Consider the following 14,246-nt stretch of genomic DNA (forward strand, 5'->3'; position numbering starts at 1 on the left):
ATTCCCCGAACCTGGGCGCCGTCAATTCGGATCGAGCGAGGACGCTTGTGCGTCTCGCTGTATCGTGTCTTTTCTTATGATTTAACGCGCAGGCCTGCGTGGCTGCGCAACGCCGTGCAAGTGACGCACGACGCCTGGCGAATAACATGCTGCGGGTGACGCAGCACGCACGCCGCGTTCAAGGCTTTTCGTCGCGCCGGAAATACAACTGATAGAGCATCCGTTGTCCGATACGACGGAACGGCGCGAACGGATGGCCAGGCAACGGCGACGTAAAGATCGGCAAGGTCTGCTTCGACCCTTTGCCCGCAATCCGTTCCGCGAGGCGCCGCCCTGCCTGCTGCGAATATGACACACCATTGCCGCCGTAGCCCAGTGCGTAAAACACCGACTGCTTCGGATCCGGCTGACAAACGCGCGGCATCATGTCGTGGCTCACATCCACCCAGCCCCACCATGAATAGTCGATCTGGACACCGCGCAAGGCCGGGAATTTACGGCCCATCCCCTCGATAAGCAATTCGTAGTGACGCGGATTCGGCGCATCCGCACCGGTGATCGCGCTACGGCTGCCGATCTGCAGCCGGTTGTCCGGCAGGAAACGATAGTAGAACCGCAGCGTGCGCGTATCGGTGAGCACCTGTGTCGTTCGAAAATTACAGGCGGCGATTTCCTGCTGCGTGAGCGGACGCGTCACCATCGAATTCGACAGGATCGGCATGACGCGGCTCGTCAGCGAAGGATGGAGGTCCGGCGCCGTATACGCGCCGGTCGCGATACCCACAGACCGGGCCCGCACGACGCCACCCGGCGTGCGCAGATGATGAATGCCATTGATCGTTTCCCAGCCGATCACCGGGCTCGCCGGATGGACACGCGCGCCTGCTTCGCGTGCGAGCCGCAGATAGCCATACGCGAGTTTTAACGCGTGAATGCCGATACCTTCGGGTTCGTGGAGTGCGCCGGACGCCTCGCAATCGTTGACGTATTCGCGGCGCAACGTGGCCTGGTCGATGAGTTCGGACGGATAACCGAAAACGTCTTTCCAGACTTTGGCTTCGGCCGCGAGTTTGGCCATCATGCGCGGCCGGTGCGCAATCAGAAAGTGACCGCCTGGTTGCGGATCGCAATCGATTTCGGCCACCAGCGACTTGAAGTTGTCGAAGCCTTCCTGGATCTCGTCGTGCATTTTCAACGCGACGTCTTTGCCCCAACGCTCGATCCATTGCGAACGCGACAGACGTCCCGACGCATTCTGCCCTTGTCCGCCATTGCGGCTGCTGCAACCCCAACTGGTTTTGTTGGCCTCGAGCACCACGGCCTTGATGCCATGCTCGCGCGCGAGGCAAAGCGCCGTCGCGAGTCCCGTATACCCTGCGCCGATGATGGCCACGTCCACGTCGATGTCCTTCGTGACCGGGCCATCGTCGGGTGGCGGCGTGCCGGCGGTCGCGGCCCAATAGGTCGGTGCGTATTGCTTGCCGTAACCCGGTCCCGGTGAGACGAGCGGGTCGTATCTCGGGTCGTATTGTGTGGCACTGTCCCGTCCTGCGGCCTGACCTTCACCGACTCGTGTGATGACACTTTGCTCCATGTGAGGCTCCCGTCGGCGTCAAACGTTCTGCTTCGGACGTTCCTTGCGGAACGCGCGCTTGACTGCGATGAGACCATCGCGGAACTCGAAGAGATCGCACCCTTCCGCTTCGATGCGCCAGCCTTCCGCATGCGTCCCCGTGAACACCCATTCGGACACACCACGCTCGCCGATGACGTAATGACGGCCTTTTCCCCAATGCGCATCCGGGAAGGTCCTGAAGACCGTTTCGAACGCTGCGCGAACCGCATCGCGGCCGACGAATCGCGCGCCATGGACTTCGCTTCCGCCTGCGGCGTCGAACACACAGTCTTCGGTCATGAAGTCCATCAGCGCGTTCGCATCGTGACGATTGAACGCGGCGGAAAATGCGGCGAGCGTGTCCGCGGTGACCTTCGATGCGGACGTTTCTGTTGTGGCCATGCATGTCTCCTGCTTGGTGAATTGGATGAGGCTTGTGAGCTTGCCCAGGCGGCATCTCTTAGGGAAAAGTGTAAGTTTGGTGTCCGGTCGACGGTAGGGCCAGTGCGCTGGTTTCGCCTGGTGCAGCGTGTGGTGAGGACACGCGGGTTGACTGGCCTGGAACCTGGGATTCGGGTTCAGGCAATTGGTGTGCTTGACGTGCTTGACGTGCTTGACGTGCTTGACGTGCTTGACGTGCTTGACGCAATGATCGTGGCACGCGGGCGCTGGTTCAGCGCACGCGTGCTTTCAAAGCAGTGGACATCCTGACGCGCCTGCTGCTTCAGGCGGTTTGCGGATCCGTATCGTCCGCGTGGCGATCGAACAGACGCCAGCACACCTGCAGGCAGATGGACGTCAGGACAAACCACGCGAAAATCCACGCATAGATGAACGGCACACCCAGGACGAATCGATCGACTGACGCGACCCAAGGCAACAGGCCTATCACGCCGACATAGGGGATGCCGATCCCAATCAGGAACTTGAGCATGAAGTCTCCGTCTGCTTTTCGTGATCGATGAAACCGTCTCTGCTGAATCCGCCTGCCAATGAAGGACCGGACCAGACGACCGGTCCACGGCAAGCGGATGTGACACGACGTGTCATAGCAGACGATTTCAGTATCGGTGGCCGAAAATGCAGCTGGCTAGTACCAGCGATAATAAATCGCCTGGTCCACAGGAGGGACCACAGGATATTCGAACCGACACACCGGCACGCGCGCCCCATAGCGACGCCGAGCACGAGGTTTGGCGATCGACCCCGCTTACCAGGCATCGCTGCCTGCACAACGCGTCGCCACGGCCAACGCGATGTGCCAAACCAGCGCGGCGAGCAACGACAGGCCTATCGCCAGATAGACGGCCACGCGAATCCCGGCGTCGAATGGCTGAATTGCGCTCATCAGCGCGCCGAAGATCGCCACGCCAAAAGCGGAACCTGTCTGCCGGCTCGCGTTGAGCACGCCCGCCGCGACGCCGGCACGCGTCTTGTCTACCGCCGTCATCAACGCGGCGGTCGCGGCGGGCGTAATCACCCCTGCACCGAAACCGACGGCCGGAAAGCAAAGTGCAATGCGCCAATACGGCGCGCCGTCCGCGAGCGCGACGAGCCCGGCGAAACCCAACGCATACAGCAAAAAGCCACCGCAAACGAGCCGATGCGCGCCATACGCCCGGTTCAGCGCGCCGGATGCGAAGCTGCCCATGGTCACCATCACAGTCAACGGAAGGAATGCCAGTCCGGTCCGCAACGGCGACCATCCGCGAGCAGACTGAAAGTACAGGCTCAGCAGAAAAAACAACCCGTAGAAAATCAGGCCGGAAATCAGCGAAACAAACGCCGAGGCGGAAAACACCGGACTGCGAAAGAAGCCCAACGGCAGCATCGGCTGTTTGCGTTTGACTTCGACCAGCACGAACGCAACCCAGGCAGTAAGCGCAATCGCCGCACCCGCCTGTATCGCGCCCGCTCGCCACCCGAGCTTCGCCCCCTCGATCAGCACGGCGACCGAAGCGCCCAGCGCAACGATGGCGAGCAGTTGCCCGGCGACATCCATCGGTCTGCCCGATGCGGCCGGATGGACCGAATCGATACGCGTAGTCAGCCACGCGCCGATCAGCGCGATCGGCACGTTCACCAGAAAAATGCTGCGCCAGCCGAGCAGATGAATCAGCAGACCGCCGGCGAGAGGTCCCGCCGCCATCGCTATACCGCCGCATCCGGCCCATACGCCGATCGCGCCGGCGCGCTGTCGGGCGACCGGAAAAGCATGGTTGATAAGGGTCAGCGAACACGGCACCAAGCATGCCGCGCCGACACCTTGCAATACCCGCGCGGCCACCAGGATCTGCAAATCCGGCGCCAATCCGCATAACGCCGAAGCGCAGGCGAAAATCAGCAATCCCGCGAGGTAAACGGTCTTCGCGCCGACCCGGTCGCCCAGTGCGCCGCCGCTTAGCAGCAGACTGGCAAATGTCAGCGTGTAAGCATTGACCACCCATTGCAGGCCGGTGATATCCGAACCCAGACTGGCCGCAACCGGCTCCAGCGCCACATTGACGATCGAGGTATCCAAGATGACTATGACGTAGCTGAGGCTCGTCGCGATCAGTACCCGCTTCTGATATTCACGTTCATCGTTCAAGAGTTCCTGCCCCTGTTTCCCGGTTCTCCGTTGACTATAAGGCGGCCCGCACAGAGAATGCTTCGGGCTGTATCGAAGTGTGCGACCGGACGATTTTTCACCCGCCGGCGGGCATCATCCACGCATCAATCCCACGCATCAATGACGGACATTGCACATAAATGGGCCATCACAATATTTCAAGCGTGGCGCACCTGATCGCCGAGCCGGTGCGTTCGGTGATGCTGATCACGCTCGCCGACGGCAGCGTCATGTCGGCCGGCGCGCTTGCGAAAGCGGCGGGCGTGACCGCGCAAACCGCCAGTTCGCACCTCGCCAAGCTGCTCGACGGCGGTTTGCTGAGTGTGGAGAGCAAGGGCCGGCATCGCTATTACCGGCTCGCCGGCGCGCACGTTTCGCATGTGCTTGAGAGCCTCGCGTCAGTTGGGCCGGTCACCCCGGCCTGGCGCAATACGCCGAATCGCTCGGCGCAGGCGCTGCGTTTCGCACGCTGCTGTTACGACCATCTGGCGGGTCGGATCAGCGTCGCGGTAACGCAAAGCATGCTCACGCGGGGTTTCATCGTCGAGGCGAGCGAGCGCCACTACGCCCTCACCACGCCCGGCCGCGTGTGGCTGCAGGAACTCGGCATCGATATTGGCGATCCGGCGGCCGGTCAAACGGAACATGGCCGTCAATGCCTCGATTGGACCGAGCGGCAATATCACGTCGCGGGGCCGTTAGGCGCCCGGCTGATGGAAGCCTTCCTGGCATGGGGCTGGATGCACACGTCATCCGCCACGCGGTCGGTGACCGTCACGGCGCCCGGTTGGGATGGGCTCAAGAAACATTTCGGCATCGAGCGCGGCGCTTCCTGACCTGATTAAACGCCCCAGACCGTCAACTTGACGCGGGGCAGATGCGAAGGTAACCTACGAAGGTAACCTTCACATCTGCCGGTATGTCCAGCAACGACACCCAGCCCACACGGCCTGCCTCCGACCCCGACGCGCTGCACGCTACGGCAGAAGACCTGCGTGTACTTGTCGGCAAGTTGCGCCGACGGTTGCGCGAAGAAGCCCATGTGGGCGATTTCACGCCGTCGCAGGTGCAGGTTCTCAGCCTGCTGGAACGCGAAGGTCCGGCAACGGTCACCACGCTCGCACGTATCCAGGGCATGCGTCCGCAATCCATGGGCGAGACGCTTTCAGTTCTGAAAGCGGCCGGCCTCGTGAGCGGTGCGCCAGACCCGAACGACGGGCGGCAAACCGTTCTCTCCCTCACGCCCGCCTTCCGCAAGAAGGTCAAGGCAAGCCGCGCGGCACGCGAAGACTGGCTATTCCGTACGATCCAGACCCGCTTCTCCGCCGCCGAACAGAAACAACTCGCGATTGGCGTCGACTTGCTCAAACGCCTCATCGACTCGTAACTCCCAGGAAACCATCATGGCTCTCACCACGCTCGACGCAAAGACCGCATTGGTCGTCATCGATTTGCAGCAAGGCATCGTCGCGCTGCCCACCGCTCACCCCACCAGCGAGATCGTCAAGCGCTCCGCTGATCTGGCCGAGGCATTTCGCCGTCATGGTCTGCCGGTGGTGCTCGTCAACGTGGCAGGCGGCGCGCCCGGCCGCGCGGAACAGTCGCGCCCTGCCGGCGACTTCCCCGCGGGCTTTGCGGACCTCATCCCCGAACTGAATCAGCAGCCGTCGGATCATCTGGTGACCAAGCGCACCTGGGGCGCGTTCACGAACACGGACCTCGAAGCGTATCTGCGCCAGCAAGGCGTCACGCAAGTGGTGCTGGTCGGCGTGGCCACCAGCATCGGCGTCGAATCCACTGCGCGTTTCGCCCACGAGCTCGGCTTCAATGTCACCTTCGTGGTCGACGCGATGACGGACATGAACCTCGACGCGCATACCAATAGCATCACGCGAATCTTCCCGCGCCTCGGCGAAACCGGCACCACGCAGGACGTCCTCGCGCTGCTCGAGACATCGCGCGCATGAGCACCCGTTTGAACCGCTGCACGGCGCGGATCGTCCACACGGGGATCGCCCGGTGAGTGGCACATTCCGTTCGCTGCGTACGTTCAACTACCGGGTATGGGCCAGCGGCGCGATCGTCTCCAACATCGGAACCTGGATGCAGCGCACGGCGCAGGACTGGCTCGTGCTCACCGAACTCACGCATCACAATGCAACGTCCGTCGGCATTGTGATGTCGCTGCAGTTCGGTCCGCAAATGCTTCTGCTGCCCCTAACCGGCTATGCGGCCGATCATTTCGACCGCCGCAAGCTGCTGTTCGCCACCCAGGCGGCAATGGGCACCCTGGCGTTATGCCTCGGGATTCTCACCGTGACCGGCCTCGTGCAGTTATGGCAGGTCTACGTGTTTGCAGGGTTGCTCGGCTGCGTCACCGCGTTCGATTCACCGGCGCGTCAGACCTTTGTCTCCGACCTGGTCGGCGAAGCCGATCTGTCGAACGCGGTCGCGCTGAACTCCACCTCGTTCAACGCGGCGCGCATGATCGGGCCCGCTGTCGCGGGGCTGTTGATCGCCTCGGTGGGCACGGGCTGGGTATTTCTGATCAACGCGCTCTCATTCGTCGCCGTGCTCGGTTCGCTGCGCATGTTGCGCATCGGCGAACTGAATCTGAAGCCGCGTGCGGTACGCACGCGCGGCAGCTTCGTGGAAGGCTTCAAGTATGTGTGGACGCGTCCCGATCTGAAGGCCGCGCTATTGATGCTGTTTCTGATCGGCACCTTCGGGCTGAACTTCCCGATCTTCATCTCGACCATGTCGGTCACCGCCTTTCATGCGGGCGCGAGTCAATACGGCGTGCTGAGTTCGACCATGGCGATCGGCTCCGTCACCGGCGCGCTGCTCGCCGCACGTCGAGCGAAGCCTCGCATGGCGCTGCTGCTCGGCGCAGCGGCGATTTTCGGCGTGGGCTGCACGGTCGCCGCGCTCATGCCGAACTATGTGCTGTTCGGCCTGGCGCTCGTCGTGATCGGCGGGGCGACACAAACATTCAACACGTCGACGAACAGCCTCGTGCAACTGTCCACCGATCCGGTCATGCGTGGCCGCGTCATCGCGATCCTGCTGGCCATCGCGCTCGGCGGCACACCGCTCGGCGCGCCGGTAGTGGGATGGGTCGCGGATCGCTTCGGCCCACGTTGGGCGCTCGGCGTCGGCGCTGCATCGGGCTTCGCCGCGGCGATCGTCGGCCTGATCTATCTGGTGAAGTATCGTCAGTTGCGCGTGTATGTCGAGGCGGGCCGTTTGCGTTACAGCATTGACGACCCGCGCCAGGCGCCGCCTTATGTCAGTCCCGTCACGGCAGTACAGAATGCCGTGTTGAGTGAAGCGGAAGAGGATTCGTCGGCTGGTATTTGAAGGCCGCGGCGCGCGGTGTAGCGACGTGCCCCGTCAATTCGTCGCGCAGCGCGCCCGGCCCGCAGCTATACTCAAGGGCATCATGCAGCCCGCCGCATTGTCATTCAGCCGCAGTCGCCACGCCGAACCGGCGTGCGCGCGCACGCGCCTCGCCACGGCGCGCCTCAATCCCCTGCTGAACGTGATTCTCGCTTTCTGGGCGATCTGGCATTGCCGCCACGCGCGCCCTCCGCTGTTCTCTCTGCATCCGCTCGCCTGAGTTGAATCCGAGGCCGCCATCCGCGCGGCCGTTCCGATTTTTCGTCGCTCCGCGCATCTGATGCGGAGGACGACGCACGCGCCCACGCGCAGAGAGAACCGACATGACATTCGCCCACGAACAGGAAGCGCTGAGTTTCCTCGAGCAGCATCCCGATATCGACCTTATCGAACTCTTTATCGTCGACGCCGCCGGCGTGCCACGCGGCAAGCTGCTTCATCGTGAAGAACTACTCGCCGTGTATCGCAGCGGCCGGCCGCTGCCGAGCGCGATCATGAATCTGACCATCAATGGCGACGACACCGAAGACAGCGGCCTTGTTTGGGACGTAGGCGATATCGACTGCCGCGCGTATCCGCTGCCAGGCAGTCTCGTGCGCCTGCCGTGGCGCAAGATCCCGACCGCCGCGGTACAGGTCCAGATGCATCCCGAAGAAGGCTTGCCCGCCGGCGCCGCCGATCCGCGGCAACTCCTCGCGCGTATCGTCAATGCTCTGCAAGCGGACGGTTTCTATCCGGTGATGGCCTGTGAGCTCGAGTTCTATCTGCTCGATGCGAAGCGCGATGCAGAAGGCCGCCCGCAACCCGCGCTCGATACCGACGGCCGCCGTCCGCGAACGACCCAGGTATATGGTCTGCGCGAACTGGAACAGATCGAACCGTTCCTGAAGGATCTTTACGATGCCTGCCGCGAACAGAACATTCCGGTACGCACCGCGATCTCCGAATACGCGCCAGGCCAGGTGGAGATCACACTCGACCACGGCCCCGCGCTCGAAGCGATGGACCACGCCATACGCTACAAACGCATCGTCAAGGGTGTCGCCAACGCGCACGGCATGAACGCGTGTTTCATGGCGAAGCCGTTCGCTGACATCGCAGGTTCGGGTATGCACATGCACGTGAGCCTCGCCAATGAAGCCGGCGACAACCTGTTCGCCGCCGAAGACAAAGCCGGCACGCCACTATTGCGCCAGGCAGTGGGCGGCATGCTGCACGGCCTGCTTGATTCGATGCTGATGTTCTGTCCGAACGCGAACTCGTACCGCCGCTTCCAGGCGAACAGTTACGCGCCTTGCACGCCGACATGGGGTGTCGATAACCGCACTGTCAGCCTGCGCGTGCCAGGTGGTCCGGCGCCAAGCCGGCACGTCGAACATCGCGTGTGCGGCGCCGATGCGAATCCGTATCTCGCTGCCGCGGCCATTCTCGCGGCCTCGCACCACGGCATTCGCGAACGCCTCGACCCGGGCGCGCCGATCGAAGGCAACGGCTATGCGCAAGCCACCACGCTGCTGCCGACCGATTGGCTCAGTGCGTTGAACGCGATGGAACAATCAGACTGGGCGAAGGACGTATTCGGCGCGAAATTCCTCAAGGTGTTCCTGGCGATCAAGCGCGCCGAGTACCGGCAGTTCATGGGTGAAGTCGGTGAACAGGATTGGCGCTGGTATCTGAACCAGGCTTGATTGTTTGCCTCTGCGCGCCGCGTGCGCGCTGCTGACGCATAAAAAAAACCGCGCCTGATTTTGAACTGCGGCCCAAATCGCTGGACGGGTGTCCAACCTGGCGGGATCAGTTCAAAACAGGCGCGGCTTTTTAATAACGGTAATACTGCTCTACTGATTACTTCGCCACCGGCATCGTGAACTCAGCCCCCTTCGCGATGCTATCCGGCCAGCGCTGCATGATGCTCTTGTAGCGCGTATAGAAACGCACACCTTCTTCACCATACGCATGGTGATCGCCGAACAGCGAACGCTTCCAGCCGCCGAACGAGTGCCACGCCATCGGCACCGGAATCGGTACATTGATACCGACCATGCCCACCTGGATCTGCCGGCCGAACGCGCGCGCCACGCCGCCGTCCGAGGTGAAGAGCGACACGCCGTTACCGAACTCGTGCGCATTGATCAACTCGACCGCGCTCGCGAAATCGGGCACACGGACCACCGCCAGCACCGGGCCGAAGATTTCTTCCTTGTAGATCTTCATCTCCGTGCCGACCTGGTCGAACAACGTACCGCCGATGAAGAAGCCGTCCTCGTTCGTGACCGGATGCGCGCGGCCGTCGACGATCAGCTTCGCGCCTTCCGCCACGCCCGAGTCGATATAGCCGGCCACCTTCGCCTTATGTTCGGCGGTAACCAACGGACCCATTTCCGCGTCGAGATTTTCGCCGTTCTTGATCACGAGCGACTTCACGCGCGGCACCAGACGTTCGATCAGTTCAGCGGCAACATTGCCCACCGCCACCGCAACCGAGATCGCCATGCAGCGCTCGCCGGCCGAACCGTAGGCGGCGCCGATCAAGGCGTCGACGGCCTGGTCCAGATCGGCGTCGGGCATCACCACCAGATGGTTCTTCGCGCCGCCGAGCGCCTGCACACGCTTGCCGCGCTTCGACGCTTCCGTATAGATGTATTCGGCAATCGGCGTGGATCCGACAAACGACAGCGCCGCGACGTCCGGGTGTTCGATCAGCGCATCCACCGCCACCTTGTCGCCGTTCACGACGTTGAACACGCCATCGGGCAAGCCGGCTTCCTTCAGCAGTTCCGCAATGCGCAACGACGCCGACGGGTCACGCTCCGACGGCTTCAGCACGAACGTGTTGCCGCAGGCGAGTGCGACCGGGAACATCCACATCGGCACCATCACCGGGAAATTGAACGGCGTGATCCCCGCCACCACGCCCAGTGCCTGGCGCAGATTCCAGTTGTCGATGCCGCCGCCGATCTGGTCGGTGAAATCGGTCTTCAGCAGATTCGGAATGCCGCAAGCAAACTCGACCACCTCGATGCCGCGCACCACTTCGCCTTGCGCGTCCGTGAACACCTTGCCGTGTTCGCGGGTGATCAGCATGGCCAGTTCGTCGTGATGCCGGTTCAGCAGTTCCTTGAACTTGAACAGAATGCGGGCGCGCTTGATCGGCGCGGTTTCGCTCCAGGAGGGAAAGGCGGCCTTGGCGGCCTGCACGGCCGCGTCCACTTCCTCGACCGATGCCAATGCGACCGAGCCGGTCACCTGGCCGGTGGCGGGATTGAACACGTCCTTGAAGCGGCCGCTAGTCGACGCAGCCGGAGCGCCGCTGATGTAATGGCCCAACTGTTGCACCGACAACTTCGCTTGTTCGTTCACTACATTCATTTCGTTACCTCGTGTTCGGGATAGACCGTAGACCGCAGGAGTTGACCCGCCAACTGTATCGACGGCGCCGGTCATATTCCCGATACAGCGCAATAAAACCGCGCCTCACTGTATTGTTTTCCGCGTAGCAACTGTATTGGCCGGCGAAGCCGGCGTAACGTCAGGAAAGGGCACTCAGCGCCATTGCTCGGTCAACTCGTTGGCCAACACCATCTTTTCACGCACAAGCTCGATAAAGCTTGCGTCCACGCCGTTCTGCGTCTTGAGGAACTTCAGCGCGGCGGAATGAACGGCCCGCATCGACCGGCCGTCGATCCCGACCATGCGCGCCGCGCTGCGGCGTGTTTCCTCGAGCAGATCGCGCGCGCTGCTGAAATCGGGCGACAAGCCGGTCTGCGCCTCGAATCCGGCGCGCAATCCGGCCGCATAGTCGCGCGACTGTCCCAGCCGGTCGATGTCGACCATCAGATCGACACCGTCCGCCATACGCAGCGCACAGAGAATCCATAACGCGACGAATGCCCGATAGGCATTGTCGCCTTGCGCCGTGCGCGCATAGTGCTCGCAGGCCACGGCGTAAGCGTCATCCGAAGTGGGCGCGGCAGGCGGCAAACTCACGCCGCAGATGTCGATGGCCTGCCGGACCAGCGGCTCCGTCTGGTTCAAACCCAGCACGCGAAACGGTGCGGCGACGAAAAACGGATTGCTCCATTGCTGATTCAACAGCCACCCCGAGGCAAACTGCGATGCGGGATTTCGCAGCACAGCCACATGCATGGCCTGCGGGAAAGCGTGCTTGAGCCACGGCAGCCGGCCCGACGAACGGCAAAACTTGAAGACAGGTACGCTGCCGTGCTCGGCGGTACGCTCGCACAGGTTGGCCAGATAGGCCTGCAATGCGGGGAATTCCCCGTCGGGTGCAGATGAGAAACGATCGGTGCCGAAGCGCTTCCGGTATCCAGCCACGCCGCGCGCGCCCTCCTCCAGAAACGGCCGGTATTCTTCGAAATACGGCGCGGCGAGCGGTGGGTGTCCCGAGGTCAAGGTAGGACGGGACGCGGAGACATCGGCAAGGCTCAGATCGGCGAGCACGTTGCTGAGCGGCTCATAGAATCCAGTCACGGAATCGAGTGCGCGCAGACGCGACCAGACCCACGTTCCTGCGCTGCGCCAGCCCGTATGCAGAAATACCCCCTGTTTCAGGGCACTTTGCTGCGCGCTTTCGGTGGGTTGAGAGACGGGATCATTCGGCATGCGGGTCGACCCGTCAGCGGCGTTCGACGGTCCATGTGACAACGGCATCGGACTTCTCTTCAAATGGAAGCGACAACAATTCGGCGGACGACAGGCGCTGCCTGCCCCACCTGGCTCAAAGGCCCACTTTAGCGGGTCAAGCTGTCGACTTCGTTACGGAGCCGTCAGTCTACCTTGCAATACCGTCTGGCGAGGCACTGGAGCAACGCATCCAAACGCTTTAAGCTGCCAGACTCCCGAACTCAAAAGTTGCCGCCATGAACGACTCGGCCGACATCCGGTTTCTGCTGGCCATCCGCGAAAGTGGCAGCCTGATCGCCGCGGCGCGAAAGCTGGGGCTGTCGCCTTCAGCGGTGACCCAGCGCCTGCAGCAACTCGAAAAAAAACTGGGCACGCAACTGGTGAACCGCACGGCGCGCCGTTTGCAGTTTACGGAAGAAGGCGCGCTCCTGTGCGAGCGCGGCGCCGAACTTGTCCAGCAGTTCGACTCGCTATTCGAAGACTTGCAGACGCGCCGGGGCGGTCTGATCGGCACGCTGAAAATCAATGCGCCGCTGGGATTCGGCCGACGCCATCTGGCGCCCGCCATCGCCGAGTTCCAGCAGCACCACCCGGATATCGACGTGGCGCTCACGCTATCGGACCAGCCGTTGACCGAGACGATGGACCGCTTCGACATTGTCGTGCATATCGGCGAGCTGCCGGTATCGAATCGGGTCGGCTACACGATCGCACCGAATGCGCGCTTCGTATGCGCTTCGCCTGCGCTGCTCAAGCGTGTCGGTCAGCCGGAGTCGCCGGAAGAATTAAGCAAACTGCCGTGCATTGTCCTGCGCGAGAACAACGAGGACGTCTCGCTGTGGCAGTTCAGCAAGGGGCGCACGCGTCACAGCGTGCGCGTTTCTCCGCATTTGAGCTGCAACGACGGCGACGTGATCCGTCAATGGGCTTGTGAAGGCCGCGGCATTATCCTGCGCTCAGAATGGGATGTCGCGGACGATATCGCGAAAGGAAAACTCGTGCGATTGCTGGCAGGCTGGAAAGCGCCGGATGCCAATGTGATCGCACTCACGCATCAGCGCACGGGATTGCCGGCGCGCACGCGCCATTTCATGCAGTATTTGCAGGGAAGATTCAGGCCATCGCCGCCGTGGAGACGATGACGCGCGAAACGTGGTGGATCACGTCGTCACGGGTCACGTCACGTATCACATCGCTAATGATAGATTCACTCAAACTTAATTTTAGAGTTAGCCTGGCTGAACTCCACGCCAGGAATGAAACTTTATAATCGGCTCACCGTCCCTCGCCGGTTAAATCATGACCTCCATTTCGACCCCGACCGCCTATCCCAAGGCCGTCCTTTTCGACCTCCTGACCGCCCTGCTCGATTCGTGGACGTCATGGAATCACGCCGCCGGCTCCGAGCAGTTGGGCCGTGCGTGGCGTGCGGCCTATTTGCGCCTGACCTATGGCTGCGGCCAATACATTGCGTATGAACAATTGGTACGCGACGCGGCGGCCGAAGTTGGGCTGGCGGAATCCGCCGCGCTCGCGCTCGAAGCCGACTGGCTGACGCTTGCCCCCTGGAACGGCGCCCTCGACGCATTGCAGGCACTCCGCCCGCATTGCAAACTGGCGATCGTCACTAACTGCTCCATCCGTCTCGGCACCCAGGCTGCCGGGCTTTTCCCGATCCACTGGGACGCGATCGTCACCGCCGAAGAAGCCGGCATGTACAAGCCGGACCCGTTGCCTTACCGGCTCGCGCTCGACAAACTTGGCGTCAGCGCCCATGAGGCTGCGTTCGTGGCCGGCTCCAGCTACGATATGTTCGGCACGGCCGCGGTCGGTTTGCGGACATACTGGCATAACCGCGTGGGCCTGCCGCTGGTGGCGGGCGCACAGCCGCCCGAGCTCGAGGCGCCCACGCTCGACGCGCTGGTTCCGTGGCTCAGCCGGTTCGGCCAGACCGCAAACCACGCTATTCCCCGGTGA

Annotated in this window: 14 protein-coding genes; 8 read left to right on the forward strand and 6 right to left on the reverse strand. The window is 62.5% G+C overall.

Features of this window, described 5'->3' with window-relative positions; translation table 11 throughout:
- Positions 1-178: 178 nt before the first annotated feature.
- The 4 genes from PQQ95_RS24300 to PQQ95_RS24315 all read right to left on the reverse strand — a co-directional run bounded on the left by PQQ95_RS24300 (position 179) and on the right by PQQ95_RS24315 (position 4,205).
- The gene (locus tag PQQ95_RS24300; protein ID WP_408441671.1) at positions 179-1,594 is read right to left on the reverse strand and encodes an NAD(P)/FAD-dependent oxidoreductase; all 1,416 of its coding nucleotides are present in this window, start codon (positions 1,592-1,594) and stop codon (positions 179-181) included.
- A gap of 18 nt (positions 1,595-1,612) precedes the next feature.
- Positions 1,613-2,017, reverse strand: a complete 405-nt coding sequence (locus PQQ95_RS24305) for a nuclear transport factor 2 family protein (protein WP_408441674.1) — start codon at positions 2,015-2,017, stop codon at positions 1,613-1,615.
- A gap of 322 nt (positions 2,018-2,339) precedes the next feature.
- Complete coding sequence (locus PQQ95_RS24310) at positions 2,340-2,549, reverse strand: DUF3311 domain-containing protein (RefSeq protein ID WP_408441677.1); 210 nt, start codon at positions 2,547-2,549, stop codon at positions 2,340-2,342.
- 276 nt (positions 2,550-2,825) lie between these two features.
- Positions 2,826-4,205: an MFS transporter gene (locus tag PQQ95_RS24315; protein WP_408441679.1), complete on the reverse strand. Its 1,380-nt coding sequence runs from the start codon at positions 4,203-4,205 to the stop codon at positions 2,826-2,828.
- 161 nt (positions 4,206-4,366) lie between these two features.
- Here PQQ95_RS24315 and PQQ95_RS24320 point away from each other — a divergent pair, with 161 nt between their 5' ends.
- From PQQ95_RS24320 to PQQ95_RS24345, 6 genes are all read left to right on the forward strand, one after another.
- Positions 4,367-5,062 (forward strand): ArsR/SmtB family transcription factor, encoded by a 696-nt coding sequence (locus tag PQQ95_RS24320; protein ID WP_408441681.1) that lies wholly within the window; start codon positions 4,367-4,369, stop codon positions 5,060-5,062.
- 83 nt (positions 5,063-5,145) lie between these two features.
- Entirely contained in the window at positions 5,146-5,613 is a 468-nt protein-coding gene (locus tag PQQ95_RS24325; RefSeq protein ID WP_408441684.1) for a MarR family winged helix-turn-helix transcriptional regulator, read from the forward strand.
- Positions 5,614-5,629: 16 nt separating this feature from the next.
- Positions 5,630-6,193, forward strand: a complete 564-nt coding sequence (locus tag PQQ95_RS24330) for an isochorismatase family protein (RefSeq protein WP_408441687.1) — start codon at positions 5,630-5,632, stop codon at positions 6,191-6,193.
- Positions 6,194-6,245: 52 nt separating this feature from the next.
- The gene (locus tag PQQ95_RS24335) at positions 6,246-7,586 is read left to right on the forward strand and encodes an MFS transporter (RefSeq protein ID WP_408441689.1); all 1,341 of its coding nucleotides are present in this window, start codon (positions 6,246-6,248) and stop codon (positions 7,584-7,586) included.
- Between the two features lie 25 nt (positions 7,587-7,611).
- Entirely contained in the window at positions 7,612-7,845 is a 234-nt protein-coding gene (locus PQQ95_RS24340) for a hypothetical protein (protein WP_408441692.1), read from the forward strand.
- A 103-nt stretch (positions 7,846-7,948) separates the two neighbouring features.
- Positions 7,949-9,313 carry a glutamine synthetase family protein gene (locus tag PQQ95_RS24345; protein WP_408441694.1) on the forward strand — a complete coding sequence of 455 codons (1,365 nt, stop codon included), beginning with the start codon at positions 7,949-7,951 and terminating at the stop codon, positions 9,311-9,313.
- Positions 9,314-9,470: 157 nt separating this feature from the next.
- Here PQQ95_RS24345 and PQQ95_RS24350 read toward each other — a convergent pair whose 3' ends face one another.
- Positions 9,471-10,994, reverse strand: a complete 1,524-nt coding sequence (locus tag PQQ95_RS24350) for a CoA-acylating methylmalonate-semialdehyde dehydrogenase (RefSeq protein ID WP_408441697.1) — start codon at positions 10,992-10,994, stop codon at positions 9,471-9,473.
- A gap of 174 nt (positions 10,995-11,168) precedes the next feature.
- A complete protein-coding gene (locus PQQ95_RS24355; protein ID WP_408441773.1) occupies positions 11,169-12,248 on the reverse strand; it encodes a hypothetical protein in 1,080 nt (359 codons plus the stop codon).
- A 257-nt stretch (positions 12,249-12,505) separates the two neighbouring features.
- Here PQQ95_RS24355 and PQQ95_RS24360 point away from each other — a divergent pair, with 257 nt between their 5' ends.
- Positions 12,506-13,411 (forward strand): LysR family transcriptional regulator, encoded by a 906-nt coding sequence (locus tag PQQ95_RS24360; protein ID WP_408441699.1) that lies wholly within the window; start codon positions 12,506-12,508, stop codon positions 13,409-13,411.
- A 157-nt stretch (positions 13,412-13,568) separates the two neighbouring features.
- Positions 13,569-14,246, forward strand: coding sequence for an HAD family hydrolase (locus PQQ95_RS24365; protein WP_408441702.1), 678 nt, complete (start codon positions 13,569-13,571; stop codon positions 14,244-14,246).

This window comes from Paraburkholderia caffeinilytica, assembly GCF_046030355.1.
In the GTDB taxonomy this organism is placed as follows: Bacteria; Pseudomonadota; Gammaproteobacteria; order Burkholderiales; family Burkholderiaceae; genus Paraburkholderia; species Paraburkholderia caffeinilytica_B.

Excerpts from the sequence above, each read along its gene's own strand:
- PQQ95_RS24300 (WP_408441671.1), bottom strand. The coding sequence starts at position 1,594 with ATGGAGCAAAGTGTCATCACACGAGTCGGTGAAGGTCAGGCCGCAGGA.
- PQQ95_RS24305 (WP_408441674.1), bottom strand. The coding sequence starts at position 2,017 with ATGGCCACAACAGAAACGTCCGCATCGAAGGTCACCGCGGACACGCTC.
- PQQ95_RS24310 (WP_408441677.1), bottom strand. The coding sequence starts at position 2,549 with ATGCTCAAGTTCCTGATTGGGATCGGCATCCCCTATGTCGGCGTGATA.
- PQQ95_RS24320 (WP_408441681.1), top strand. The coding sequence starts at position 4,367 with ATGGGCCATCACAATATTTCAAGCGTGGCGCACCTGATCGCCGAGCCG.
- PQQ95_RS24325 (WP_408441684.1), top strand. The coding sequence starts at position 5,146 with ATGTCCAGCAACGACACCCAGCCCACACGGCCTGCCTCCGACCCCGAC.
- PQQ95_RS24330 (WP_408441687.1), top strand. The coding sequence starts at position 5,630 with ATGGCTCTCACCACGCTCGACGCAAAGACCGCATTGGTCGTCATCGAT.
- PQQ95_RS24345 (WP_408441694.1), top strand. The coding sequence starts at position 7,949 with ATGACATTCGCCCACGAACAGGAAGCGCTGAGTTTCCTCGAGCAGCAT.
- PQQ95_RS24350 (WP_408441697.1), bottom strand. The coding sequence starts at position 10,994 with ATGAATGTAGTGAACGAACAAGCGAAGTTGTCGGTGCAACAGTTGGGC.
- PQQ95_RS24355 (WP_408441773.1), bottom strand. The coding sequence starts at position 12,248 with ATGCCGAATGATCCCGTCTCTCAACCCACCGAAAGCGCGCAGCAAAGT.
- PQQ95_RS24360 (WP_408441699.1), top strand. The coding sequence starts at position 12,506 with ATGAACGACTCGGCCGACATCCGGTTTCTGCTGGCCATCCGCGAAAGT.
- PQQ95_RS24365 (WP_408441702.1), top strand. The coding sequence starts at position 13,569 with ATGACCTCCATTTCGACCCCGACCGCCTATCCCAAGGCCGTCCTTTTC.